General features: G+C 34.8%; 35 protein-coding genes. All 35 read left to right on the top strand.

Features of this window, described 5'->3' with window-relative positions; genetic code table 11:
- Positions 1-6 precede the first annotated feature (6 nt).
- The 35 genes from rplB (at position 7) to rpsI (ending at position 19,134) form a co-directional block, all read left to right on the top strand.
- Positions 7-837, top strand: a complete 831-nt coding sequence (gene rplB, locus J2Z43_RS14310; RefSeq protein WP_209457764.1) for a 50S ribosomal protein L2 — start codon at positions 7-9, stop codon at positions 835-837.
- 30 nt (positions 838-867) lie between these two features.
- Positions 868-1,149 (top strand): 30S ribosomal protein S19, encoded by a 282-nt coding sequence (gene rpsS / locus J2Z43_RS14305; protein WP_209457763.1) that lies wholly within the window; start codon positions 868-870, stop codon positions 1,147-1,149.
- A 33-nt stretch (positions 1,150-1,182) separates the two neighbouring features.
- Complete coding sequence (gene rplV / locus J2Z43_RS14300; protein ID WP_038298868.1) at positions 1,183-1,557, top strand: 50S ribosomal protein L22; 375 nt, start codon at positions 1,183-1,185, stop codon at positions 1,555-1,557.
- Positions 1,558-1,573: 16 nt separating this feature from the next.
- Positions 1,574-2,389, top strand: coding sequence for a 30S ribosomal protein S3 (rpsC, locus tag J2Z43_RS14295; protein WP_209457762.1), 816 nt, complete (start codon positions 1,574-1,576; stop codon positions 2,387-2,389).
- 36 nt (positions 2,390-2,425) lie between these two features.
- Positions 2,426-2,857 (top strand): 50S ribosomal protein L16, encoded by a 432-nt coding sequence (gene rplP / locus J2Z43_RS14290; protein WP_024621764.1) that lies wholly within the window; start codon positions 2,426-2,428, stop codon positions 2,855-2,857.
- Position 2,858: 1 nt separating this feature from the next.
- A complete protein-coding gene (rpmC, locus tag J2Z43_RS14285) occupies positions 2,859-3,062 on the top strand; it encodes a 50S ribosomal protein L29 (protein ID WP_024621765.1) in 204 nt (67 codons plus the stop codon).
- Positions 3,063-3,084: 22 nt separating this feature from the next.
- Positions 3,085-3,339 carry a 30S ribosomal protein S17 gene (rpsQ, locus tag J2Z43_RS14280; RefSeq protein ID WP_024621766.1) on the top strand — a complete coding sequence of 85 codons (255 nt, stop codon included), beginning with the start codon at positions 3,085-3,087 and terminating at the stop codon, positions 3,337-3,339.
- 25 nt (positions 3,340-3,364) lie between these two features.
- The gene (rplN, locus tag J2Z43_RS14275; protein WP_024621767.1) at positions 3,365-3,733 is read left to right on the top strand and encodes a 50S ribosomal protein L14; all 369 of its coding nucleotides are present in this window, start codon (positions 3,365-3,367) and stop codon (positions 3,731-3,733) included.
- 23 nt (positions 3,734-3,756) lie between these two features.
- Positions 3,757-4,062, top strand: coding sequence for a 50S ribosomal protein L24 (gene rplX, locus J2Z43_RS14270; RefSeq protein WP_024621768.1), 306 nt, complete (start codon positions 3,757-3,759; stop codon positions 4,060-4,062).
- A gap of 25 nt (positions 4,063-4,087) precedes the next feature.
- Positions 4,088-4,630 (top strand): 50S ribosomal protein L5, encoded by a 543-nt coding sequence (gene rplE / locus J2Z43_RS14265; RefSeq protein ID WP_209457761.1) that lies wholly within the window; start codon positions 4,088-4,090, stop codon positions 4,628-4,630.
- A 17-nt stretch (positions 4,631-4,647) separates the two neighbouring features.
- Positions 4,648-4,833 carry a type Z 30S ribosomal protein S14 gene (locus J2Z43_RS14260; protein ID WP_024621770.1) on the top strand — a complete coding sequence of 62 codons (186 nt, stop codon included), beginning with the start codon at positions 4,648-4,650 and terminating at the stop codon, positions 4,831-4,833.
- 31 nt (positions 4,834-4,864) lie between these two features.
- Positions 4,865-5,263, top strand: a complete 399-nt coding sequence (gene rpsH / locus J2Z43_RS14255; RefSeq protein ID WP_024621771.1) for a 30S ribosomal protein S8 — start codon at positions 4,865-4,867, stop codon at positions 5,261-5,263.
- Between the two features lie 29 nt (positions 5,264-5,292).
- Positions 5,293-5,835 carry a 50S ribosomal protein L6 gene (gene rplF, locus J2Z43_RS14250; protein WP_027700860.1) on the top strand — a complete coding sequence of 181 codons (543 nt, stop codon included), beginning with the start codon at positions 5,293-5,295 and terminating at the stop codon, positions 5,833-5,835.
- 35 nt (positions 5,836-5,870) lie between these two features.
- On the top strand, positions 5,871-6,239 hold the full coding sequence (rplR, locus tag J2Z43_RS14245) for a 50S ribosomal protein L18 (protein ID WP_209457760.1): 369 nt from the start codon (positions 5,871-5,873) through the stop codon (positions 6,237-6,239).
- Between the two features lie 21 nt (positions 6,240-6,260).
- Positions 6,261-6,770 (top strand): 30S ribosomal protein S5, encoded by a 510-nt coding sequence (gene rpsE / locus J2Z43_RS14240; RefSeq protein WP_024621774.1) that lies wholly within the window; start codon positions 6,261-6,263, stop codon positions 6,768-6,770.
- A gap of 12 nt (positions 6,771-6,782) precedes the next feature.
- Positions 6,783-6,968 carry a 50S ribosomal protein L30 gene (rpmD, locus tag J2Z43_RS14235; RefSeq protein WP_024621775.1) on the top strand — a complete coding sequence of 62 codons (186 nt, stop codon included), beginning with the start codon at positions 6,783-6,785 and terminating at the stop codon, positions 6,966-6,968.
- Positions 6,969-6,999: 31 nt separating this feature from the next.
- Complete coding sequence (gene rplO, locus J2Z43_RS14230) at positions 7,000-7,443, top strand: 50S ribosomal protein L15 (protein ID WP_024621776.1); 444 nt, start codon at positions 7,000-7,002, stop codon at positions 7,441-7,443.
- A 43-nt stretch (positions 7,444-7,486) separates the two neighbouring features.
- Positions 7,487-8,755: a preprotein translocase subunit SecY gene (gene secY / locus J2Z43_RS14225; protein WP_209457759.1), complete on the top strand. Its 1,269-nt coding sequence runs from the start codon at positions 7,487-7,489 to the stop codon at positions 8,753-8,755.
- Between the two features lie 15 nt (positions 8,756-8,770).
- The gene (locus J2Z43_RS14220; RefSeq protein WP_209457758.1) at positions 8,771-9,421 is read left to right on the top strand and encodes an adenylate kinase; all 651 of its coding nucleotides are present in this window, start codon (positions 8,771-8,773) and stop codon (positions 9,419-9,421) included.
- Positions 9,422-10,168, top strand: coding sequence for a type I methionyl aminopeptidase (gene map / locus J2Z43_RS14215; protein WP_024621779.1), 747 nt, complete (start codon positions 9,422-9,424; stop codon positions 10,166-10,168). It abuts the gene before it with no gap.
- Between the two features lie 20 nt (positions 10,169-10,188).
- Positions 10,189-10,458 (top strand): KOW domain-containing protein, encoded by a 270-nt coding sequence (locus J2Z43_RS14210; protein ID WP_209457794.1) that lies wholly within the window; start codon positions 10,189-10,191, stop codon positions 10,456-10,458.
- A gap of 35 nt (positions 10,459-10,493) precedes the next feature.
- Positions 10,494-10,712, top strand: a complete 219-nt coding sequence (gene infA / locus J2Z43_RS14205) for a translation initiation factor IF-1 (RefSeq protein ID WP_024621781.1) — start codon at positions 10,494-10,496, stop codon at positions 10,710-10,712.
- A gap of 37 nt (positions 10,713-10,749) precedes the next feature.
- A complete protein-coding gene (rpmJ, locus tag J2Z43_RS14200; RefSeq protein WP_024621782.1) occupies positions 10,750-10,863 on the top strand; it encodes a 50S ribosomal protein L36 in 114 nt (37 codons plus the stop codon).
- 149 nt (positions 10,864-11,012) lie between these two features.
- Positions 11,013-11,384 carry a 30S ribosomal protein S13 gene (gene rpsM, locus J2Z43_RS14195; RefSeq protein WP_024621783.1) on the top strand — a complete coding sequence of 124 codons (372 nt, stop codon included), beginning with the start codon at positions 11,013-11,015 and terminating at the stop codon, positions 11,382-11,384.
- A gap of 36 nt (positions 11,385-11,420) precedes the next feature.
- Complete coding sequence (gene rpsK, locus J2Z43_RS14190; protein ID WP_024621784.1) at positions 11,421-11,819, top strand: 30S ribosomal protein S11; 399 nt, start codon at positions 11,421-11,423, stop codon at positions 11,817-11,819.
- Between the two features lie 30 nt (positions 11,820-11,849).
- Entirely contained in the window at positions 11,850-12,473 is a 624-nt protein-coding gene (gene rpsD / locus J2Z43_RS14185) for a 30S ribosomal protein S4 (RefSeq protein WP_209457757.1), read from the top strand.
- A 76-nt stretch (positions 12,474-12,549) separates the two neighbouring features.
- Positions 12,550-13,503 (top strand): DNA-directed RNA polymerase subunit alpha, encoded by a 954-nt coding sequence (locus J2Z43_RS14180; RefSeq protein ID WP_024621786.1) that lies wholly within the window; start codon positions 12,550-12,552, stop codon positions 13,501-13,503.
- 22 nt (positions 13,504-13,525) lie between these two features.
- Entirely contained in the window at positions 13,526-13,867 is a 342-nt protein-coding gene (gene rplQ, locus J2Z43_RS14175) for a 50S ribosomal protein L17 (RefSeq protein WP_024621787.1), read from the top strand.
- Positions 13,868-13,982: 115 nt separating this feature from the next.
- Positions 13,983-14,759 carry an AAA family ATPase gene (locus J2Z43_RS14170; RefSeq protein ID WP_234926421.1) on the top strand — a complete coding sequence of 259 codons (777 nt, stop codon included), beginning with the start codon at positions 13,983-13,985 and terminating at the stop codon, positions 14,757-14,759.
- Between the two features lie 183 nt (positions 14,760-14,942).
- Positions 14,943-15,776, top strand: coding sequence for an energy-coupling factor transporter ATPase (locus tag J2Z43_RS14165; protein ID WP_027700868.1), 834 nt, complete (start codon positions 14,943-14,945; stop codon positions 15,774-15,776).
- Entirely contained in the window at positions 15,764-16,630 is an 867-nt protein-coding gene (locus J2Z43_RS14160) for an energy-coupling factor transporter ATPase (protein WP_209457756.1), read from the top strand. The genes J2Z43_RS14165 and J2Z43_RS14160 overlap by 13 nt, the downstream gene beginning before the upstream one ends.
- Positions 16,624-17,421, top strand: a complete 798-nt coding sequence (locus tag J2Z43_RS14155) for an energy-coupling factor transporter transmembrane component T family protein (RefSeq protein ID WP_027700870.1) — start codon at positions 16,624-16,626, stop codon at positions 17,419-17,421. The genes J2Z43_RS14160 and J2Z43_RS14155 overlap by 7 nt, the downstream gene beginning before the upstream one ends.
- A 9-nt stretch (positions 17,422-17,430) precedes the next feature.
- Entirely contained in the window at positions 17,431-18,162 is a 732-nt protein-coding gene (truA, locus tag J2Z43_RS14150) for a tRNA pseudouridine(38-40) synthase TruA (protein WP_209457755.1), read from the top strand.
- Positions 18,163-18,282: 120 nt separating this feature from the next.
- Positions 18,283-18,714: a 50S ribosomal protein L13 gene (gene rplM, locus J2Z43_RS14145; RefSeq protein ID WP_027700872.1), complete on the top strand. Its 432-nt coding sequence runs from the start codon at positions 18,283-18,285 to the stop codon at positions 18,712-18,714.
- Positions 18,715-18,741: 27 nt separating this feature from the next.
- On the top strand, positions 18,742-19,134 hold the full coding sequence (gene rpsI, locus J2Z43_RS14140) for a 30S ribosomal protein S9 (RefSeq protein ID WP_027700873.1): 393 nt from the start codon (positions 18,742-18,744) through the stop codon (positions 19,132-19,134).
- Positions 19,135-19,207 lie beyond the last annotated feature (73 nt).

Raw genomic sequence — 19,207 nt, 5'->3', positions numbered from 1 at the left:
AATCATATGGCTATTAAAAAGTTTAGACCTACTTCTCCTGCCTTAAGACAGATGACAGTTGTAATTTCTGATGACATAACAACTAATCAACCAGAGAAATCTCTTTTAGTTTCGCTAAAAAAGAATTCTGGTAGAAATGCTCACGGAAAGATAACTATCCGTCACAGAGGTGGAGGACAAAAGAGAAAATACAGAATAATAGATTTTAAAAGAAATAAAGATGGAATACCTGCTAAGGTAGCCACTATAGAATACGATCCAAACAGAACAGCTAATATAGCACTTTTAAACTACTCAGATGGTGAAAAGAGATATATACTAGCTCCAGTTGGAATAAAAGTTGGAGACACATTATTATCAGGACAAGGTGCGGATATTAAACCAGGGAACTGTTTAGCATTCAAAGACCTACCAGTTGGTACTGTTGTTCACAATATAGAGTTAAAACCTGGTAAAGGTGCCCAATTAGTTAGATCTGCAGGAGTTTCTGCACAGTTCATGGCTAAAGAAGGTAAAAAAGCACTTCTTAGATTACCATCAGGTGAAATGAGATACGTAAGTGTTGAATGTAAAGCTACTATAGGACAAGTTGGAAATACTGAGCACGGAAACGAAGTAATCGGTAAAGCCGGTAGAAAAAGACATATGGGTATCAGACCTACAGTTAGAGGATCTGTAATGAACCCTAACGACCATCCACACGGTGGAGGGGAAGGTAGATCTCCAATAGGTAGACCGTCTCCTGTTACTCCATGGGGTAAACCAGCTCTTGGATACAAAACTAGAAAGAAAAATAAAGCTTCTAATAAGTCAATCGTATCAAGAAGAACGAAGTAATAATATTTTTACCGGAAAGGAGGACTTTAAATGTCAAGATCAACTAAAAAAGGACCTTTTGTCCATGCGAGACTTCTAAAAAAAATAGAAAACATGAACGCTAGCGGTAACAAAGAAGTTATCAAGACTTGGTCAAGATCTTCAACAATATTCCCACAAATGGTTGAGCATACAATTGCTGTTCACGATGGAAGAAAACACATTCCAGTTTTCGTAACTGAGGATATGGTTGGACATAAGTTAGGCGAGTTCGTGTCTACAAGAACTTTCAAAGGACATAAAGACGACGAAAAGTCTAATAAAAGAAAATAATTAAGTTAGATTTGAGAAAGGAGGAATTCAAAAATGGCTAAAAAGCAAGTAGAAGTGGAAGTAGAAAAAAAAGCAATAGCTACTGCGAAATACGTACGAGTAACTGCTAGAAAAGCTGGTGAAGTATGTGAGCTTGTAAGAGGGAAAGACGTAAACGAAGCTTTAGCGATATTAAAGTATACTCCAAGAAAAGCTGCTACAATAATAGCTAAAGCTGTTAAATCAGCAAAGGCTAATGCAGAAAACAACCACGAAATGGACGTGGATAATTTATATATAGCATCAATAGTTGCAAACCAAGGACCAACTATGAAAAGATTCATGCCTAGAGCTATGGGTCGTGCTACTACAATCAGAAAAAGAACTTCTCATATAGAGGTAGTTGTTAAGGAAAAGAATAATAAGTAGATAGGAGGGATAGTAAATGGGTCAAAAGGTTAATCCACACGGACTGAGAGTCGGTGTAATTAAAGATTGGGATTCAAGATGGTTCGCAAATGATAGCAAAGAGTTCGGAAGCTTGTTATTAGAAGACCACAATATACGTAAATTCTTAAAGAAGAGATTATATTCATCTGGAGTTGCGAAAATAGAAATAGAAAGATCAGCTAACAAAATTAAAATGGATTTACACGTTGCTAAGCCAGGTGTAGTTATAGGAAAAGCTGGAGCTGGAATAGAGGCGTTAAAAGCTGAACTTGAAAAAATGACTAAGAAAACTATTATAGTTAACATAATCGAAGTTAGAAACACAGACAAAAACGCACAATTAGTTGCTGAAAATGTTGCATTAGCTATAGAAAGAAGGGTAGCCTTCAGAAGAGCGATGAAACAAGCTATACAAAGAGCAATGAAATCTGGAGCAAAAGGTATAAAAGTATCTACTTCAGGAAGAGTTGGTGGAGCTGAGATGGCCAGAACTGAAGGATACAGTGAAGGAAATGTGCCACTGCATACTTTAAGAGCTGACATAGACTACGGTTTTGCTGAAGCTAATACAACTTACGGAAAAATCGGTGTAAAAGTTTGGATATGTCACGGTGAAATATTACCAAGCAAAGACGGATTTAACCCAAGAGTTAAAGAAGAAAGAAAAGACAACAGAAGAAACGACAGAAGAGATAATAAAAGAAACACTAGAGGAAATGATAGAGGTAACTACAGAGGACAAAAACCTCAAGGACAAAGACCTCAAGGATCAAGACCTCAAGGACAAAGAACTGAAAACAAAGGAAACTAATAATAAGTAAGGTTCGAGGAAGGAGGAAAGATACTCATGTTAATGCCAAAAAGAGTAAAGCGTCGTAGAGTTCATAGAGGAAGCTTAGCAGGTAAAGCTCAAAAAGGTAACACAGTTAGTTACGGTGAGTATGGTTTAGTTGCTTTAGAAGCTTCATGGATAACTTCTAACCAAATAGAAGCAGCCAGAATAGCGATGACTAGATATATAAAAAGAGGGGGTAAGGTTTGGATAAAGATATTCCCTCACAAACCAGTAACAAGAAAACCTGCAGAGACTCGTATGGGTGCCGGTAAAGGTTCACCAGAATATTGGGTAGCTGTAGTTAAGCCAGGAAGAGTAATGTTTGAATTAGCAGGTGTACCAGAGGACAAAGCTAGAGAGGCTATGAGACTTGCTATGCACAAGTTACCAATAAAATGTAAATTCGTTAAAAAAGAAGATTTAGAAGTAAAGGGTGGTGAATAGGATGAAAGCTAAAGAACTAAGAGATTTAACAAGTGAAGAGCTTCTAAGCAAATTAGACGACTTCAAAAGCGAACTATTTAGCTTAAGATTCCAATTAGCTACTGGTCAATTAGAGAACACATCTAGAATAAAGTTTGTTAAGAAAGATATAGCAAAAGTAAAGACTGTTCTTGCTGAAAGAAAGTTAAACGAAACTAGAGCTTAAATTGGAAAGGAGGCTTTTAAACATGGAAAGAAATAGTAGAAAAGTTAGAGTAGGCCGTGTTGTTAGTGATAAAATGGATAAAACTATAGTTGTTGCTGTAGAAGACTTCGTACGTCATCCATTATACAATAAACGTGTTAAGAGAACTAAAAAGTTTAAAGCACATGATGAGAAGAATATATGTAACATCGGAGATAGAGTAAGAATAATGGAAACTAGACCTTTATCTAAAGATAAGAGATTTAGATTAGTTGAAGTTGTAGAGAAGGTTAAATAGTTTTTGAAGAAGGAGGGATTACGATATGATACAACAAGAATCACGTCTAAGAGTAGCTGATAACTCAGGTGCAAAAGAAATATTGTGTATACGTGTTTTAGGTGGAACTAAGAGAAAATATGCTAATATAGGCGACGTAATTGTTGCAAGTGTTAAAAGTGCAACACCCGGTGGAGTTGTAAAAAAAGGTAAGGTTGTTAGAGCTGTTATAGTTAGAACAAAATCAGGCGTAAGACGTAATGATGGAAGCTACATTTCATTCGACGAGAATGCAGCAGTTATAATAAAAGATGACAAGACTCCAGTAGGGACTCGTATATTCGGGCCTGTTGCTAGAGAGTTAAGAGACAATGAATTTATGAAAATAGTTTCTCTTGCTCCGGAAGTACTATAATTAAGGAGGTGCAATAGGACATGATGCGTGTTAAAAAAGGTGATACAGTTGTTGTTATAGCAGGTAAGGATAAAGGTAAAAAAGGTTTAGTTTTAAACATAGACGTTAAAAACGATAAAGTTTTAGTAGAAGGCGTAAACGTAATAACTAAACATCAAAAGCCAAGCGCTACTAACCAACAAGGTGGAATAATAAATAAAGAAGCTCCAATTCATATATCTAACGTAATGCCATTTGACTCTGAAACTGGAAAAGGTACAAGAGTTAAACACGAAGTTAAGGATGGTAAAAAAGTAAGAGTATCAGTTAAGAGCGGAAAAGAAATATAATATAGCTTGAAAGGAGGGACCTTAAATGGCTTCTAGATTACAAGAAAAATACAATAAAGAAGTTGCTCCTGCTTTAATGGAGAAATTTGGATACAAAAACGTAATGGAAATACCTAAATTAGATAAAATAGTATTAAATATGGGTATAGGCGATGCTAGAGAAAATCCAAAAGGATTAGAGAAAGCTGTTGAAGAGCTAGAGTTAATAACAGGACAAAAGCCAGTTATAACAAAAGCCAGAAAATCAGTTGCAAACTTTAAACTTAGAGAAGAGATGCCAATAGGATCGAAAGTTACTTTAAGAGCAGACAAGATGAACTACTTCATGGATAAGTTAGTATCTGTTTCATTACCAAGAGTTAGAGACTTCAGAGGAGTAAACCCTAATTCATTCGACGGTAGAGGAAATTATGCTTTAGGTATAAAGGAACAATTAATATTCCCTGAGATAGAGTACGATAAGATAGACAAAGTTAGAGGAATGGACATAATATTTGTTACTACAGCTAAAACAGATGAAGAAGCTCGTGAGTTATTAAAATTATTAGGAATGCCATTTTCTAAGTAGGTAAAGGAGGGATTCCAATGGCTAGAAAAGCAATGGTTGTAAAACAACAAAGAAAACAAAAGTACTCAACTAGAGAGTATACTAGATGTAGTATATGCGGAAGACCACATGCAGTACTTAAAAAGTTCGGTATATGCCGTATATGCTTTAGAGAATTAGCTTACAAAGGCGAAATACCTGGCGTAAGAAAAGCAAGCTGGTAGAGTTTGATTATAATGGAAGGAGGGTTACAATATGACAATGACAGATCCGATAGCAGATATGCTGACTCGTGTAAGAAACGCTAATATGGTTAAGCATGAAACTGTTGATGTTCCTGCCTCTAATATGAAGAAAGAAATCGCTAGAATCTTATTAGAAGAAGGATTCATTAGAGGTTATGATGTTATAGAAGACGGAAAGCAAGGAATAATAAGAATCCAATTAAAATACGGGCAAGAGGGCGAGAGAGTTATACAAGGACTTAAGAAAATATCTAAGCCTGGTATGAGAGTTTACGCTGGTAACAATGAGATACCTAAAGTATTAAATGGATTAGGAATATCAGTTATATCTACTTCAAAAGGTATATTAACTGATAAACAAGCAAGAAAAGAAAATGTTGGTGGAGAAGTAGTCTGCTACGTTTGGTAATTAATATAACGATGTAAGGAGGTGCGACCATGTCTAGAATAGGTTTAAAGCCAATAGAAATCCCAGCAGGAGTTGAGGTTACAATAGCTGAAGGAAACTTAGTTACTGTTAAGGGACCTAAAGGAAGCTTAGTTCAAAAATTAAGCGATGAAATGAACATTAAAAAAGAAGATAATATTATCGTGGTTGAAAGACCAACTGAGAATAAAAAACATAAATCTTTACATGGATTAACTAGAACATTAATCAGCAATATGGTTGTTGGTGTAAGTACTGGTTATGAAAAGAAATTAATACTTAAGGGTGTTGGATATAGAGCTCAAAAACAAGGAAAGAAACTTGTTATGAACTTAGGATACTCTCATCCAGTAGAAATGGAAGATCCAGAAGGAATCACTGTTGAGGTTCCAAACCAAACTGAGTTAATAGTTAAAGGTATGGATAAGCAATTAGTAGGAAACTACTCTGCTAAGATTAGAGCTTGGAGAAAGCCTGAGCCATATAAAGGTAAAGGTATAAAATACGATAACGAAGTAGTCAGACGTAAAGAGGGTAAAACTGGTAAGAAATAATACCGGACTTTAAACGTTAGAAAGGAGTGGGCCTGATGATAAAAAAGATTAATAAGAACGAAAATAGACTTCAAAGACATAAGAGAGTTCGTAAGAAAGTTACTGGAACTGCTGCTAGACCAAGATTATGTGTATTCAGAAGTTCTAAGAATATATACGCTCAAATAATTGACGATACTAACAGAGTTACTATAGTATCAGCATCATCTTTAGACGCGGATGTTAAAGGTGCTGTTAATTATGCAGGTAACAAAGAAGCTGCTAAAAAGGTTGGAGAAGCAGTTGCAAAGAAAGCAATAGAAAAAGGAATCACTGATGTAGTATTTGACAGAGGTGGATATATATATCACGGTAGAGTACAAGAATTGGCTGAAGGTGCTAGAGAAGCTGGTCTTAAGTTCTAATAAAGAAGGAGGGAAAAATACATGCAACGTCGTAAACTTATAGATGTATCTCAACTTGAATTACAAGAGAGAGTTGTTGAAATAAGACGTGTTACTAAAGTTGTTAAAGGTGGTAGAAACTTTAGATTCGCAGCGTTAGTAGTTGTTGGTGACGAAAACGGACACGTTGGTATCGGTGCTGGAAAAGCAATGGAAGTACCAGATGCTATAAAAAAAGCGGTTGAAGACGCTAAGAAAAACCTTATAGTAGTACCAATGGTTGGAACTACAATTCCTCACGAAGTTCACGGACACTTCGGAGCTGGTAAGATACTTATAATGCCTGCTAAAGAGGGTACAGGTACAATAGCTGGGGGACCTGCTAGAGCCGTACTTGAGTTGGCTGGACTTAAAGATGTTAGAGCTAAATCACTAGGAACTAATAACCCTAGAAACATGGTTAATGCTACTATAGAAGGTCTAAAGTCTCTTAAAACAGCTGAAGATATCGCGAAACTTAGAGGTAAATCAGTTGAAGAACTTCTAGGGTAAGGAGGTAATACAATGTCTAAATTACAGATAAAATTAGCTAAAAGCGTTATAGGAACTAATCAGAAACAAAGAAAAAACGTTGAAGCACTTGGTCTTAGAAAAAGAGAGCAAGTAGTTATAAAAGAAGATAGCCCTCAAATAAGAGGAATGATAAATAAAGTAAGTCACTTATTAGAAGTAACTGAAATAGCTGAATAATTTTTTAAATCAATGTAAGGAGGTGTAATCCATGAAACTACATGAGTTAAAACCTGCTGAAGGTGCAGTGAAAGCTAAGAAAAGATTAGGTAGAGGTACTGCAACTGGTCAAGGGAAGACTTCAGGTCGTGGACAAAAAGGTCAAAACTCTCGTTCTGGCGGTGGAGTTAGAGTAGGATTCGAAGGTGGTCAAATGCCACTAGCAAGAAGAATACCTAAGAGAGGGTTCACTAATATATTTAAAAAACAATACAACGAAATAAACGTTGATGTTTTAAATAAATTTGAGAACGGAACAGAAGTAACAGCCGAGCTTTTAAAATCTACTAAAACTATCAAGAAGATAGAAAAAGATGGTATAAAGATTTTAGGTGAAGGTAATTTAGAAAAAGCTTTAACTATTAAGGCAGCTAAATTTACAGCATCAGCTCAAGAAAAAATAGAAAAGGCTGGCGGTAAAGCAGAGTTAGTTTAATAACCTGCTTATTTACCAGCTGGCACAGGCGAGGTGATTAGGTATGCTGTCAAATATAAAACAAGCTTTTAAAATCAAAGAGTTAAGAAATAAGATAATATTTACATTTCTGATGATACTTGTTTTTAGAATAGGTGCAACTATACCAGTCCCAGGAATCAACACAAAAATTATACAACAGATGGTTAGCGGAAATAATCTACTTTCTCTGTATAATATGTTTACAGGTGGAGCATTTAGTAACTTTACGTTATTTGCGCTTGGTATAAGTCCATACATTACGGCATCTATCATAATTCAACTTTTGACAATAGGTTTTGAGAATTTAGCAGAACTTCAAAAATCAGGAGAAGAAGGTAAGAAAAAAATAGGTAAATATACTAAGTATATAGCTCTAGCTCTTGCCACTTTACAAGCGATAGGTATAACACTTGGTATAGTTAAAAAAGCGTTAGTTACAGATAGTCTATTCTTTATAGTAACTGTAATAATAACACTTATTTCTGCCAGTATGTTACTTATGTGGATTGGTGATAAGATAACGGAGAAGGGCTTAGGAAATGGGAGTTCATTAATTATATTTGTAGGTATTATATCTAGAGTTCCAGTCGATATTATATCTATAACTGGTCAGGTTAAATCTGGTCAAATAGCATTATGGATGACTATAATCCTAGTTGTGGTTGTTTTAATCACAATGTTGGCTGTAACATTTATACAAGAGTCAACTAGAAAAATACCCGTACAGTATGCTAAGAGAGTAGTAGGAAGAAAAATGTATGGAGGACAAAGTTCTCACATACCTATGAAAGTAAACCAATCAGGGGTTATTCCGATAATCTTTGCCAGTTCACTTTTGGCATTCCCTCAGACAATAGCATTGTTTGCTGGTCCAAAGGCGCAAGCTTTTGTTAACCAATATATGACTACAGCTACTGAACCAGGTTTTTGGATTACTAGATCTCTTGAAGTATTACTGATAGTTTTCTTCTCATATTTCTATACTGCTGTATCATTTAATACAGAAGATATATCTAAGAATATGAAAAATAATGGTGGTTTCATACCTGGAATAAGACCAGGACAACCAACAATAGATTATTTAAACAGAATATTATCAAGAATAACTTTGGCTGGTGCAACATTCTTAGCTTTAGTAGCTATGGTTCCTGCGTTTATGACACATTATATGCAAATTAATATGAGTTTAGCAGGTACATCATTACTAATAGTTGTTGGGGTTGCCTTAGAGCTTAAGAGACAACTTGAATCAAATTTAGTTATGAGAAGTTACCAAGGTTTTCTTAAATAAATTGGAGATGGGTAAATGAGAATAATATTACTTGGACCTCCTGGTGCTGGTAAAGGTACTCAGGCGGCTAAAATAGTAGAGAATTACAATCTACCTCATATATCAACAGGAGACATATTCAGAATGAATATCAAAGAAGGAACTCCACTTGGAACAAAAGCTAAAGAGTTTATGGATCAAGGACTGTTAGTTCCGGATGAGTTGACTGTAGGTTTGGTGACAGACAGAATATCTCAAGATGATTGTAAAGCTGGGTTTATGTTAGATGGATTTCCAAGGAATCTAGCACAAGCTGAACAACTAGATGATTTCTTAAAACAAACTGGCATAGAGCTTTCAAAAGTGATCAACATAGAAGTTGATAAAGAGCTTTTAGTTTCTAGAGCAGTGGGAAGAAGAATATGTAAATCATGTGGTGCAACTTTTCATGTTGAGTTCAATCCTCCTAAAGAGGATGGCGTATGTGATGTATGCCAAGGAGAATTATATCAAAGAGCAGATGACAATGAAGAAACTGTTTCTAAAAGAATACAAGTTTATCTAGATGAAACTAAGCCTCTAGTAGACTATTACTCTAAACAAGGAGTAGTAGCCTCTATAAACGGCGATCAGTCGATAGATAAAGTATTTGAAGATATTTCTAATTCTTTAGGAAGTGAAAAATAAATGATTATAATTAAATCAAAACAAGAAATAGAGCTTATGAGAGAAGCAGGCAAGATTGTCGCTGACACTCATGAAGTCCTTAGACAGGCTGTTGCTCCTGGCATAACAACTATGGAGCTAGATAAAATAGCTGAAGAAAACATAAAAAAATATAATGCTACACCGTCTTTCAAAGGATACGGAGGTTTTTCAGGAAGTATATGCGCATCTATAAACGAAGAGGTTGTGCATGGTATTCCTGGTAATCGAGTACTAAAAGATGGAGACATTATAAGTTTGGATATCGGAGCTTATTATAAAGGATATCACGGTGATTCTGCAAAGACTCACGGAGTAGGAGTGATATCTGAAGAAGATAGGAAACTAATAGAAGTAACTCGAGAAAGCTTCTATGAAGGAATTAAATTTGCCAGAGTTGGCTATAGATTATCCGATATTTCACATGCTGTTCAGGTTCATGCTGAGAAGCATGGGTATTCATTGGTTAGGGATTTAGTAGGTCACGGAGTCGGAACCGACCTACATGAGGATCCTCAAGTTCCTAATTATGGACCACCGGGAAAAGGACCAAGACTTCAAGAAGGAATGGTCTTAGCTATAGAGCCTATGGTAAATGCCGGCCGTTACCAAGTTAAGACTCTAGCAGATGGGTGGACGACTATAACAGTAGATGGAAAGAAATCAGCTCACTATGAGCATACGATAGCATTGACTTCTGATGAACCTTTAATATTGACGAAGCTGTAGTTTAAAAGTAGGTGAAAATAGTGCTATCAGAAGATTTAAGTGTAGGTCAAGTTGTAAAAGTTTCATCTGGGCGAGACAAAGGTAGATTATTCTTTATAGTAAAGATAGTCGATGATGAATATGTTTTGATTGCTGATGGGAAAAAAAGAAAACTTGTCAAACCTAAACTAAAGAAAGTAAAGCACTTAAAAAAATACAACTTCATAAATGATGAGGTTAAAAGAAAAATAATATCTGATCAGGAAATAACAGATTGTTTTTTAAGAGCTGAACTTACTAAGTTAAACTAATGTTTGACTTATTGAAATGGAGGTCTGGTTATTTAATGGCCAAAAAAGATGTTATAGAATTAGAAGGTACAGTCGTAGAAAATTTACCTAACGCTATGTTTAAAGTAAAACTAGAGAATGGGCACGAAGTACTTTGCCATTTATCTGGGAAATTAAGAATGAACTTTATAAGAATTCTTGAAGGCGATAAGGTTAATGTTGAACTATCTCCATATGACCTTACAAGAGGAAGAATCACTTGGCGTAAGAAGTAGTAGACTATTAGATATTAGTCTAAGGAGGGATTAAATAATGAAAGTAAGATCATCAGTAAAACCAATATGCGAAAAATGCAAATTAATAAAAAGAAATGGTAAAGTGATGGTAATCTGTGAAAATCCAAAGCATAAGCAAAGACAAGGTTAATAAATTGTTTCTAGCATTTTGTTAAAACATATAGTATAATATTTTATTGTGATGTTTGCGAAATGGTGCTAAAGCGTTTAAAAAAATATGATTTCAGATTATTTGATAAACATTTTAACATTAAAAACTAAGTGTAGGAGGTGCGATTAATGGCAAGAATAGCTGGGGTAGATTTACCTAGAGAAAAAAGAGCAGAAATTGGCTTAACTTATATATACGGTATAGGTAGAGCGACTTCTAATGAAATATTAGCTAAGGCTGGAATAAATCCTGATTCAAGAATAAAAGATTTATCTGAAGACGAAGTTAATAGCTTAAGAAAAATAATTGATGACGATTTCTTAGTTGAAGGTGACTTAAGAAGAGAAATTGCTTTAAATATAAAGAGATTAAGAGATATCAAATGCTATAGAGGTATAAGACACGCTAAAGGTCTTCCGCTAAGAGGACAAAAGACTAAGACTAACGCTAGAACTAGAAAAGGTCCTAAGAAGACAGTATCTCGTAAAAAGAAAAAATAATTAAACAATAACTGGATGAAGGAGGGAAAATGAAAAATGGCTAAACCAAAAAAGAAAGTTACACGTGTTAGAAGAAAAGAACGTAAAAACATAGAACGCGGTCATGCGCATATACAATCTACTTTTAACAATACAATAATAACTCTAACAGACGTTCACGGGAACGCTTTATCTTGGGCTAGTTCAGGACAATTAGGGTTCAAAGGTTCAAGAAAATCAACTCCATTTGCATCTCAAATGGCTGCAGAGACTGCTGCTAAAGCTGCAATGGAACACGGTTTAAAGAGTGTTGAAGTATTTGTTAAAGGTCCAGGTTCTGGAAGAGAAGCTGCAATAAGAGCTTTACAAGCTACAGGACTAGAGGTAACAATGATAAAAGACGTTACTCCAATTCCTCATAATGGATGTAGACCACCAAAGAGAAGAAGAGTTTAATTGATATAGATAATAGGAGGTGTAATATAAATGGCAAGATATACAGGTGCATCATGTAGACAGTGTCGTAGAGAGGGAATGAAATTATTCCTTAAAGGTGACAGATGTTATACAGACAAATGTGCTATAGCTAAAAGAAACTATGCCCCAGGACAACATGGTCAAGGGAGAAAGAAAGTTTCTAACTATGGATTACAGTTGAGAGAAAAGCAAAAAGTTAAGAGAATATATGGAGTTTTAGAAACTCAATTTAGAAACCTTTATGAGCGTGCAGAAAACATGCAAGGTAAAGCAGGGGAGAACCTATTAAGCTTATTAGAGAGAAGATTAGATAATACAGTTTATAGAATGGGACTTGCTTCATCAAGAAAAGAAGCTAGACAATTAGTAACTCATGCTCATTTCACTTTAAACGGACATAAGGTAGATATACCTTCATTATCAGTTAAAGTTGGAGATGTTATAGCAGTTAAAGAAAAATCTAGATCTTCAGAGAAGTTTAAAGCACTAGTTGAAGGAAACACAAGAGTGGCTCCAAAATGGTTAGAGGCTGATGTAGAAGGAATGACTGCAAAAGTAGTTGGTGTTCCAGACAGAGAAGATATAGATCTTGAAATCGCTGAACACCTAATCATAGAACTTTACTCTAAATAATTAACATATATTAAATATTATTTTAAAATTTTGTTTGCCCTCAGTGGATTACTAAATTTTAAGGAGGGTTTTGTCCATGATAGAAATAGAAAAACCAAAAGTAGACATCGTCGAGATAGGCGAAAACTACAGATATGGTAAATTTGTAATCGAGCCTCTAGAAAGAGGATATGGTATTACTATAGGTAATGCTTTAAGAAGAATATTATTATCTTCTTTACCAGGTGTTGCAGTTAATGCAATAAAAGTAGATGGTGTACTTCATGAGTTCTCAACTATACCAGGTGTAAAAGAAGATGTAACAGAGATAATATTAACTTTAAAAGAACTTTCTGCTACTATCGATGAAGATGTTGAAGAAGGAAGAACAATTAGAATAGAAGCTCAAGGGCCATGTACTGTAACAGGTGCAGATATAATTTGCCCTCCAGATGTTGAAGTTATAAGCAAAGATTTAGTTATTGCAACACTTGATGACAACGCTAAGCTTAATATGGACATATATATTGACAGAGGTAGAGGATATGTTTCTGCAGAAGACAACAAATCAGATAATGTGCCAATAGGCGTATTACCTGTGGATTCAATATATACTCCTGTTGAAAAGGTCAGCTACCATGTTGAAAATACAAGAGTTGGTCAAAAGACAGATTACGATAAATTAGTTCTAGAAGTTTGGACTAATGGAAGTATAAACCCTCAAGAGGGAATATCTCTTGCAGCTAAAGTTTTAGTTGAACATCTAAACTTATTCATAGATTTAACAGAGCATGTAAGCAATGTTGAAATCATGGTAGAAAAAGAAGAAGATCAAAAAGAAAAAGTTCTTGAAATGACAATAGAAGAATTAGATCTATCAGTTAGATCTTACAACTGTTTAAAGAGAGCGGGAATTAATACAGTTGAAGAGCTAGCTAATAAATCTGAAGATGATATGATGAAGGTTAGAAACTTAGGTAAGAAGTCTCTAGAAGAGGTTATCCAAAAACTAGAAGAACTTGGCTTACGTTTAAAACCTAACGAAGACTAAGATCGCAAAGGAGGGAAATAGCATGGCTAAGTACCGTAAATTAGGACGTGAGACATCTCACAGAAACCTAATGTTAAGAAACTTAGTTACTAGTTTACTGAGAAATGGTAAAATAGAAACTACAGTTACAAGAGCTAAAGAAACTCGTAGAATGGCTGAAAAAATGATCACTTTAGGAAAAAAAGGAGATCTACATGCTAGAAGACAAGTTTTAGCTTATGTTATGGACGAAACAGTAGTAAACAATTTATTTACTGATATAGCTCCAAAATATGCTGAAAGAAATGGTGGATACACTAGAATAATCAAAAAAGGGCCAAGAAGAGGCGACGCCGCTGAAATGGCAATTATTGAATTAGTTTAATAATCCAAGGAGTTATCTCTACGAATTATATCGTAGGGGTAGCTCCTTTTTTTTATCTTGAAACATGTAAAAATTCCTGTTAATATTCATATAAAACTATAAATTGGAGGTCGATATGTCGATGAATATAAACGAAAACTACATAAAAGCAGTAATATTAGAAGAAAACGACTCAGAAGAGTACTTTATGAGTATACCGGCAATTTCTCATTTAACGAGTATAGAGTTTAGAAAGCCGATAACTTTTTTCGTAGGTGAAAACGGAACAGGTAAGTCGACGCTTCTTGAGGCTATAGCTGTTAGTTTTGGATTTAACCCAGAAGGTGGAAGTTTAGATTTTATTTTCAATACAAAGGACAGTCACTCCGAGCTGCATGACTATATTACAATTATGAGGGGATTAAAGAGGCCTAGAGACGGTTTTTTCTTAAGAGCTGAGAGTTTCTACAACGTAGCTACTTATATCGAGGAAACGGAAAAATATAGCGGAAGTCGAGTAGAATATGCTAGATATGGTGGCAAGTCGCTTCACGATCAATCGCATGGAGAGAGTTTTATGAGTCTAATGAATTCTAGATTTATTGGAGAAGGTATATACATATTGGACGAGCCTGAAGCAGCACTATCGCCTCAGAGACAACTCTCCCTTATGATTATTATAAATAAATTAATTAAAAAAGGATCTCAGTTTATAATAGCTACTCATTCGCCAATATTACTAGCGATGGAAGATGCAGATATATTGAGTTTTGATGGATATGAGATTGATAAGTTGAATTATGAGGAGACAGAGCCGTATCAAATAACAAAAATGTTTATAGAAGATAGAAAGAATATTTTAAGAAGAATAACTTCTAGTAATAGTATTTGTAATAAAATTATAGATGAGTAGTGAGTTTAAATTAAATATTAATTTGATTTAATTAAATAATAAATGGCATATTTTTAATTTAATTGGAAATTACATAAAAATAATTTTTTAGCTTTATTTTTTTAAGGTATACATATGGTATAATAATGTGTAAACTAGGTTTGTAAATACTTAAGGAGACTGCTTATACAGAAGGAGCTGGCTATGAACAATATAGTAAAGGTTAACGATATATCATTTGAATACATTACAGAAGAATCTAGAGTCAAAGCTATAGATAATTTGAGTCTAGATGTTAAAGAGGGCGAATTTGTAGCTATAATAGGTCACAACGGCTCTGGTAAATCGACATTATCGAAAAATTTAAATGCAATATTACTGCCTACTGAAGGCAATATACTTATAGATGGAATAGATACTAGATCTGAAGAACAGCTTTGGGATATAAGACAGACAGCGGGTATGGTTTTTCAAAACCCAGACAACCAGATAGTAGCGACAATAGTCGAAGAAGATGTAGCTTTTGGACCTGAAAATTTAGGTATAGAGCCTAAAGAAATAAGAGACAGAGTTGAAAAAGCACTTAAAAGTGTAAATATGTATGAATTTAGAAGAAGACAGCCGCATCTGCTTTCTGGTGGCCAAAAACAAAGGGTTGCGATAGCTGGCATAATTGCCATGAAACCAAAGTGCATTATATTCGATGAAGCTACAGCGATGTTAGATCCATCTGGTAGAAAAGAAGTTATGAGGACTATTAAAGAGCTGAACAGCAAAGAAAATATAACAACTCTACATATTACGCACTTTATGGAAGAAGCTGTAGAGGCTGATAGAGTAATAGTTATGGAAAAAGGAAGAAAGATATTAGAAGGTACTCCAAGAGAGGTGTTTAGGCATATTAAAGAGCTTAAACAAATAGGTCTTGATGTTCCTTGCATGACAGAATTGTCGAGTCTACTAAAAGAAGAAGGCGTAGACATTTCTGATGATATATTAACAGTGGATGAGATGGTGATGAATTTATGTCAATTATAGTAGAGAACTTAACACATATATACGATGAAGGTATGCCATTTGCTAATAAATCATTAGATGATGTGTCTTTTGAAATCAAGGATGGAGATTTTGTTGGACTTATAGGTCATACTGGATCTGGTAAATCTACACTGATTCAGCACCTTAACGGTATACTGAAGCCTTCATCAGGAAAGATATATATAAATGATTTTGATATTACTAAGAAGGATTTAAACCTTACAGAAATAAGAAAAAGAGTGGGGGTTGTGTTTCAGTACCCAGAGTACCAACTCTTTGAAGAAACAATAAGCAAAGATATTGCTTTCGGGCCGAATAACTTAGGTCTAGGAGAAGAAGAGGTAAATAAAAGAGTTAAAGAATCGATAGAGGCAGTTGGACTAGATTATGAAGAATTTAAAGATAAATCTCCGTTTGATCTATCTGGTGGGCAAAAGCGTAGAGTTGCAATAGCTGGGGTTATAGCTATGAACCCCGAAGTATTGATATTGGACGAGCCGACAGCGGGGCTTGACCCAGGTGGTAGGGACGAGATATTTGAGCTTATACAAACTCTACATAAAAAAAACAATATGACAGTTATACTGTCTTCTCATAATATGGATGATATGGCTAAATTAGCGAACAATATAATTGTTATGAATAGAGGCCAAATAGAGTTTATGGGAAGCCCTAGAGAGATATTTAAATCGAACTCAGCAAGACTAAAGGAAATAGGGCTAGACATACCACAGGTACTTGAACTTGCGATCAAACTTAGAGAAAGAGGGTTTGATGTAAGGGAAGATATAATCACAGTAGAGGAAGCAAAAGAAGAGATACTAAGAGTGTTGAGAGGAAGGGAAAAATGCTAAAAGATATAACAATCGGACAATACTATCCATCTGACTCCACAATCCATAGATTGGACCCTAGAATAAAGCTTATAGCAACATTGATATTTATGGTATCAATATTTGTTATAAACAAATACTGGGCTTATTCCGTAGTCTTGATCTCTATGCTTGCAATGATAAAGCTATCAAATATACCTGTCAAATTAATTGTCAAGGGAATCAAACCCCTAAAGTGGATTATACTATTTACATTTATAATAAACTTATTCTTTATACCGGGAGATACACTATGGTCATTTGGGATACTTAAGATAACTACACAAGGTTTAAATCAAGCGATTTTCATGGCTACAAGGCTTGTGTTCTTAGTAGCGGGCACGTCAATACTTACGCTTACTACATCTCCAATCGAGCTTACAGACGGAATAGAGAGGCTCTTAAAGCCATTTAATAAGCTGGGACTACCAGTCCACGAACTTGCTATGATGATGACAATAGCACTCAGATTTATACCTACACTACTTGACGAGACAGATAAAATTATGAAAGCTCAGATGTCTAGAGGTGCAGATTTTGAAAGTAAAAACATAATAAATAGAGCTAAAAATTTAGTTCCACTTCTTGTACCACTGTTTGTAAGTGCTTTTAGAAGAGCAGATGAACTTGCTATGGCTATGGAAGCCAGATGCTATAGAGGTGGGGAGAACAGAACCAAAATGAGAGAGATTGTAATGACAAAGGCTGATTATATAGCGTGGGTTATTCAATTTATCTATCTTATAGCTATTATAGCTACTAGATTTATTTAGGAGTATTTTATGAGAAATATTAAAATAACAGTACAGTATAATGGCAAGAACTACTGTGGTTGGCAAAGTCAACCTGACTCAGTAGGTATACAAGGTGCCATTGAAAATGCTTATTATGAAATTACAAAAGAAAATATAAAAGTAATAGGTTCTGGAAGGACAGACTCTGGGGTACATGCACTTGGACAAGTTGCAAACTTTACTACAGATTCTAGCATCAGTGCGGATAAAATACCTAATGCACTGAACGCTAAACTGCCTAAGGACATATCAGTTGTAGAAGCTGAAGATGTCGATGAAGATTTTCATTCTAGATACAGTGCAAAAAGAAAGTGTTATAGATATATGATTCATAACAACAGGTACAGAAACCCAATTGTCAGTGGAATATCATATCAGGTCAAATACGATCTAGACTTTGATAAAATGGTAAGAGAATCAAAGTCGCTAATAGGGACCCACGATTATAAAGGATTTATGAGTTCCGGATCCCAGGTGAAGAGCACAGTTAGAACAATATATGATTTAAGATTAGAGAAAAATGAAGACATGATTGTTCTTGAGATTGAAGGTAATGGTTTTTTATACAATATGGTTAGAATTATAGTTGGAACATTAGTAGATATTGGGAGAGGAAGAATCAGTGAGCCTCTGTCAGAAGTGATAGAGTCAAAAGATAGGGATATGAGTGGTCACACTGCTCCAGCTTGCGGATTATTTCTTAAAAAAGTTTTCTATTAATATTGACATACAGCCCATAGTGTATTAAAATATATAAGCATGTGTTAATAAGTCCACTTGCCCCGGACTTGACATAGACGGAACAATAATTTTAAGGAAAAAGAGCTGAGGAGGATAACGATGAAAAGTTATATAGATAAGCCAGCTGATGTACAAAGAAATTGGTACTTAGTTGATGCTAAAGGAAAAACATTAGGCCGTATGGCTACAGAAATAGCTACTTTATTAAGAGGAAAGCACAAACCAACATTTACTCCTCATGTAGATGGTGGAGACTTTGTTGTTGTAATAAATGCTGATAAAGTAGTATTAACAGGAAAGAAATTAGATCAAAAAATGTACAGATATCATACAGGTTATGTAGGTGGATTAAAAGAAATATCTTACAAACATATGATGGAAACTAAACCAGAAGAAGTAGTAGCACACGCAGTAAGCGGAATGTTACCTAAAAATAAATTAAGAAGCAGAATGATGACTAGATTAAGAGTATTTGCTGGTGCAGAACACACTCACGCAGCTCAAAATCCAGAAGTTATAGACTTTAAATAAGGTTAATCGGTGAAAGGAGGAGTTATCATGGCGAACGTTCAATATTATGGAACAGGAAGAAGAAAACATTCTACAGCTAGAGTTAGACTAGTTGCAGGTGAAGGAAACATAACAGTAAACGGAAGAGATTTAAGTAACTATTTCGATTACGAAACACTAATAAGAGATGTTAAGCAACCATTAGTATTAACTGGTAATGAAAATAAATACGATGTTATAGTAAAAGTTGAAGGTGGAGGATTCACTGGACAAGCTGGAGCTATAAGACACGGAATATCAAGAGCATTACTAAAAGCTGACACTGATTTAAGACCTGCTTTAAAGAAAGAAGGATTCTTAACTAGAGATGCTAGAATGAAAGAAAGAAAGAAATACGGACTGAAAGCAGCGAGAAGAGCTCCACAGTTCTCAAAAAGATAGTTATATACGATATATTCAAGATCCCAATGGAAAATTTATTCCATTGGGATTTTTTATTTATGCAGAAACTTTT

The organism is Metaclostridioides mangenotii, assembly GCF_017873185.1.
Taxonomy (GTDB): Bacteria; Bacillota; Clostridia; order Peptostreptococcales; family Peptostreptococcaceae; genus Metaclostridioides; species Metaclostridioides mangenotii.
This window is presented reverse-complemented; position numbering and strand designations above follow the sequence as displayed.

Coding starts and splice junctions, on each gene's coding strand:
- rplQ (WP_024621787.1), top strand. CDS start 13,526: ATGGCTAAGTACCGTAAATTAGGACGTGAGACATCTCACAGAAACCTA.
- truA (WP_209457755.1), top strand. CDS start 17,431: ATGAGAAATATTAAAATAACAGTACAGTATAATGGCAAGAACTACTGT.
- infA (WP_024621781.1), top strand. CDS start 10,494: ATGGCCAAAAAAGATGTTATAGAATTAGAAGGTACAGTCGTAGAAAAT.
- rpsI (WP_027700873.1), top strand. CDS start 18,742: ATGGCGAACGTTCAATATTATGGAACAGGAAGAAGAAAACATTCTACA.
- rplO (WP_024621776.1), top strand. CDS start 7,000: ATGAAACTACATGAGTTAAAACCTGCTGAAGGTGCAGTGAAAGCTAAG.
- rpmD (WP_024621775.1), top strand. CDS start 6,783: ATGTCTAAATTACAGATAAAATTAGCTAAAAGCGTTATAGGAACTAAT.
- J2Z43_RS14160 (WP_209457756.1), top strand. CDS start 15,764: ATGTCAATTATAGTAGAGAACTTAACACATATATACGATGAAGGTATG.
- rpsM (WP_024621783.1), top strand. CDS start 11,013: ATGGCAAGAATAGCTGGGGTAGATTTACCTAGAGAAAAAAGAGCAGAA.
- rplP (WP_024621764.1), top strand. CDS start 2,426: ATGTTAATGCCAAAAAGAGTAAAGCGTCGTAGAGTTCATAGAGGAAGC.
- rpsD (WP_209457757.1), top strand. CDS start 11,850: ATGGCAAGATATACAGGTGCATCATGTAGACAGTGTCGTAGAGAGGGA.
- rpsC (WP_209457762.1), top strand. CDS start 1,574: ATGGGTCAAAAGGTTAATCCACACGGACTGAGAGTCGGTGTAATTAAA.
- secY (WP_209457759.1), top strand. CDS start 7,487: ATGCTGTCAAATATAAAACAAGCTTTTAAAATCAAAGAGTTAAGAAAT.
- rplV (WP_038298868.1), top strand. CDS start 1,183: ATGGCTAAAAAGCAAGTAGAAGTGGAAGTAGAAAAAAAAGCAATAGCT.
- rplB (WP_209457764.1), top strand. CDS start 7: ATGGCTATTAAAAAGTTTAGACCTACTTCTCCTGCCTTAAGACAGATG.
- rplR (WP_209457760.1), top strand. CDS start 5,871: ATGATAAAAAAGATTAATAAGAACGAAAATAGACTTCAAAGACATAAG.
- rpsE (WP_024621774.1), top strand. CDS start 6,261: ATGCAACGTCGTAAACTTATAGATGTATCTCAACTTGAATTACAAGAG.
- J2Z43_RS14165 (WP_027700868.1), top strand. CDS start 14,943: ATGAACAATATAGTAAAGGTTAACGATATATCATTTGAATACATTACA.
- rpmC (WP_024621765.1), top strand. CDS start 2,859: ATGAAAGCTAAAGAACTAAGAGATTTAACAAGTGAAGAGCTTCTAAGC.
- rplM (WP_027700872.1), top strand. CDS start 18,283: ATGAAAAGTTATATAGATAAGCCAGCTGATGTACAAAGAAATTGGTAC.
- map (WP_024621779.1), top strand. CDS start 9,422: ATGATTATAATTAAATCAAAACAAGAAATAGAGCTTATGAGAGAAGCA.
- J2Z43_RS14220 (WP_209457758.1), top strand. CDS start 8,771: ATGAGAATAATATTACTTGGACCTCCTGGTGCTGGTAAAGGTACTCAG.
- rpsK (WP_024621784.1), top strand. CDS start 11,421: ATGGCTAAACCAAAAAAGAAAGTTACACGTGTTAGAAGAAAAGAACGT.
- J2Z43_RS14180 (WP_024621786.1), top strand. CDS start 12,550: ATGATAGAAATAGAAAAACCAAAAGTAGACATCGTCGAGATAGGCGAA.
- rplX (WP_024621768.1), top strand. CDS start 3,757: ATGCGTGTTAAAAAAGGTGATACAGTTGTTGTTATAGCAGGTAAGGAT.
- J2Z43_RS14260 (WP_024621770.1), top strand. CDS start 4,648: ATGGCTAGAAAAGCAATGGTTGTAAAACAACAAAGAAAACAAAAGTAC.
- rplN (WP_024621767.1), top strand. CDS start 3,365: ATGATACAACAAGAATCACGTCTAAGAGTAGCTGATAACTCAGGTGCA.
- rpmJ (WP_024621782.1), top strand. CDS start 10,750: ATGAAAGTAAGATCATCAGTAAAACCAATATGCGAAAAATGCAAATTA.
- rplE (WP_209457761.1), top strand. CDS start 4,088: ATGGCTTCTAGATTACAAGAAAAATACAATAAAGAAGTTGCTCCTGCT.
- J2Z43_RS14155 (WP_027700870.1), top strand. CDS start 16,624: ATGCTAAAAGATATAACAATCGGACAATACTATCCATCTGACTCCACA.
- rplF (WP_027700860.1), top strand. CDS start 5,293: ATGTCTAGAATAGGTTTAAAGCCAATAGAAATCCCAGCAGGAGTTGAG.
- rpsH (WP_024621771.1), top strand. CDS start 4,865: ATGACAATGACAGATCCGATAGCAGATATGCTGACTCGTGTAAGAAAC.
- rpsS (WP_209457763.1), top strand. CDS start 868: ATGTCAAGATCAACTAAAAAAGGACCTTTTGTCCATGCGAGACTTCTA.
- J2Z43_RS14170 (WP_234926421.1), top strand. CDS start 13,983: ATGTCGATGAATATAAACGAAAACTACATAAAAGCAGTAATATTAGAA.
- rpsQ (WP_024621766.1), top strand. CDS start 3,085: ATGGAAAGAAATAGTAGAAAAGTTAGAGTAGGCCGTGTTGTTAGTGAT.